Origin of the sequence: Aphanothece stagnina RSMan2012 (assembly GCF_046764815.1) — a bacterium.
In the GTDB taxonomy this organism is placed as follows: Bacteria; Cyanobacteriota; Cyanobacteriia; order PCC-6307; family Cyanobiaceae; genus NIES-981.
Window position 1 is genome coordinate 1 of sequence record NZ_JBKOUC010000062.1, and the last position, 2281, is coordinate 2281.

Here is a 2281-nt window from a genome sequence, read left to right on the forward strand (position 1 = left end):
AGTTTCCATACCGTTGTTTCTGCGATGAGAACCATCAACACCATCTTGACAACAGATGGCGGTGCTGCCTTGTACTGGAGCAAGAGAACAGTATCACACTCTCCTTGAAGAATTTGCTGTGCGTCATAGCAAAAGAGTGCGTCGCTTACCCTCATACATACATTGATGGGTCCCTGATCCCTTTTGCATATTCTGAATCGGAGGCAGTTTCCAGTGCACAAACCGTGTATCTCCATTTCATCCATGAGATAGATTGTCGCTTTCGTTGTACCGGACCCCTAAAAGTTGGACACAATATTCGTCATGTTTTGTAATAGGTTGTTAGTGATTGTGCTTGGCTGCTTTGGGGTCGTAATGGTGATACCGTACATCTTGAGTACCTCTTCTGGTGTTCGATATCCGATGCCGGAGTGAATACGCTCGAGGTTATAGAAGTCACGGAACCGGTCAAATGTTTGTTGGGCTTGTTGAAGATTGTGAAGCTCCAGGGCATCGCAGACAGCTCGCTGGACGACGCTGTGGTAGCCTTCAATGTGAGCGTTCTGCTCGGGTGTTGCCGGCCTGGTAAACTCCTGCTGCACACTGCGTTCCTTGAAGTAATCGCGCACCAGTCCTGCTTCGAACTGACTACCGTTGTCGGATCGAACAGTGACGTGTTCTGGTAGCGGAATACTGCGAAAGATCGTTTCGAAAAGAGCAATAACATCTTCTTTCCGAATCGACCATTGAAGGATGTGACCCACGTTGGCACGGCTGAGGACGTCAAGCACCGTGAGCAGCATCGCATGACGACCCATACCGTCTATGCGCACGAACTTGATGTCGAACTCGAGATACTCGAATGGCCTTCTTGTTTGTGGTAGGAGTTCCTTCACCCACACCTTCCCAGAGCTAGGACGCTTTGGTCTACCAAGGAGGATACCCTGCTCACGCATTAACCGTAAGACCTTCTTCCGGTTGATGATGAAGCCCTTTCGCTGGAGCCATTTGGTAACCTTGGCGTAACCGTAGTCGACGAACTCTCTGTTGAGATATTCGCACACCATGTGCATGATCTCGACATTGCTGTAACAGCGTCCCGATGTATCAAACGTGACAGCACTGGCACGCTTCCCACGAGAACCAGGTTTCGGTCTGTAATAGTAGCTACTGGAGGCGATTCCACACGCCTTCAGTACGCGCCGACGGGGATAGCCCGCTTCCGTGTATTCATGTGCTACCATCAGTCGGTCTTCCCGCGTGATAGTGTTTTTTTTAGCAGCGAGTCCTTGATGCGGATGAAGAGTTCCTTCTCCGCTACCATTTCCTTGAGTTGCTGATTCTCTTGACGCAAGCGACGAAGTTCTGCTTCCAAGCCAGTGGTGGATGGTGCATCTGACTCCGTTCTCTTTCGCCAGGAATAGATATGAGAAGCACTGATGCCATGCTTCCGTATCGTTATTGATAGCCCATGTTCATCTACTTCCTTCAGAATCGCTCGTCGTTCATCCTCTGTGAATCGTCTGCGTGGTGACATCCGTGAACTCCTTCGTGGATGACAAAGATACGTGTCCAACTTTTTAGGGGGCTAGAACGGACCATCTTGAAGAGGTTGATTCTGTAGTGAGCTTTCTACTATCGAAGTCAATGACTGACAACGAGCACCACTCACGTATTATGCGGATCAGTAAAAAAACTGCGCTGTTGAGACAGTTAATTTACCCAATTGGTCATTCATTTAGCTCTGTTGAACTTAGAGACGCTTACAAGAAAGCAAAGGAGGCCTCATCACATCTCCGAGAACTCGTGAGCCTAGCCGGTGAACCCTCAGTTCTTAATTCTTATTTCTCTAAGAACTCCAGCGACGTAGATATGGCATTGAGGATAGTTGAAGAGCTGTGGAGCATAGCGTCCTACTTTTTCAATCGTTGGTCGGCGATTGTACTTTTGGCTGAATACGGGCACTTTGATAGAAGATTCGCTCGCGCCGAAGAACTCTACAGCAAACTCGAACTACTAACATCTAGTTGGGATAAGAAACAGACTAAGTTTCTTGAAAGTGCAATTACTCAAAAACTGGTCAATGAACTGAAATCTAACTCCAAAACGCTGCTAGCACTTCTCTTTTTCGGCTTATTAGTCGCAGCACTAGCGCTGTATCTCAATACGATTTACCTTTCTGAAGAGAGTATACGGGCTCTGAACGAATCTTCTTCGTCCATCGGTTCTGTACTCTTCATTGCATCCAAGTTAGCATCCACATCTATTCTATTTCTTTTCTTGTATTTCATAATTGGACAGG

The 2281-nt window shown here is 47.4% G+C and carries 3 protein-coding genes; 1 reads left to right on the top strand and 2 read right to left on the bottom strand.

Features of this window, described 5'->3' with window-relative positions; genetic code table 11:
• Positions 1 to 278: 278 nt before the first annotated feature.
• Both ACLNEE_RS16655 and ACLNEE_RS16660 read right to left on the bottom strand, forming a co-directional pair.
• Positions 279 to 1223 carry an IS3 family transposase gene (locus ACLNEE_RS16655; protein WP_411424830.1) on the bottom strand — a complete coding sequence of 315 codons (945 nt, stop codon included), beginning with the start codon at positions 1221 to 1223 and terminating at the stop codon, positions 279 to 281.
• The gene (locus ACLNEE_RS16660) at positions 1223 to 1516 is read right to left on the bottom strand and encodes a transposase (RefSeq protein ID WP_411424831.1); all 294 of its coding nucleotides are present in this window, start codon (positions 1514 to 1516) and stop codon (positions 1223 to 1225) included. The genes ACLNEE_RS16655 and ACLNEE_RS16660 overlap by 1 nt, the downstream gene beginning before the upstream one ends.
• 110 nt (positions 1517 to 1626) lie before the next feature.
• Between ACLNEE_RS16660 and ACLNEE_RS16665 the strand changes: the two genes are divergently transcribed.
• The coding region (locus tag ACLNEE_RS16665; protein WP_412007422.1) for a hypothetical protein at positions 1627 to 2281 on the top strand (655 nt) is incomplete at its 3' end.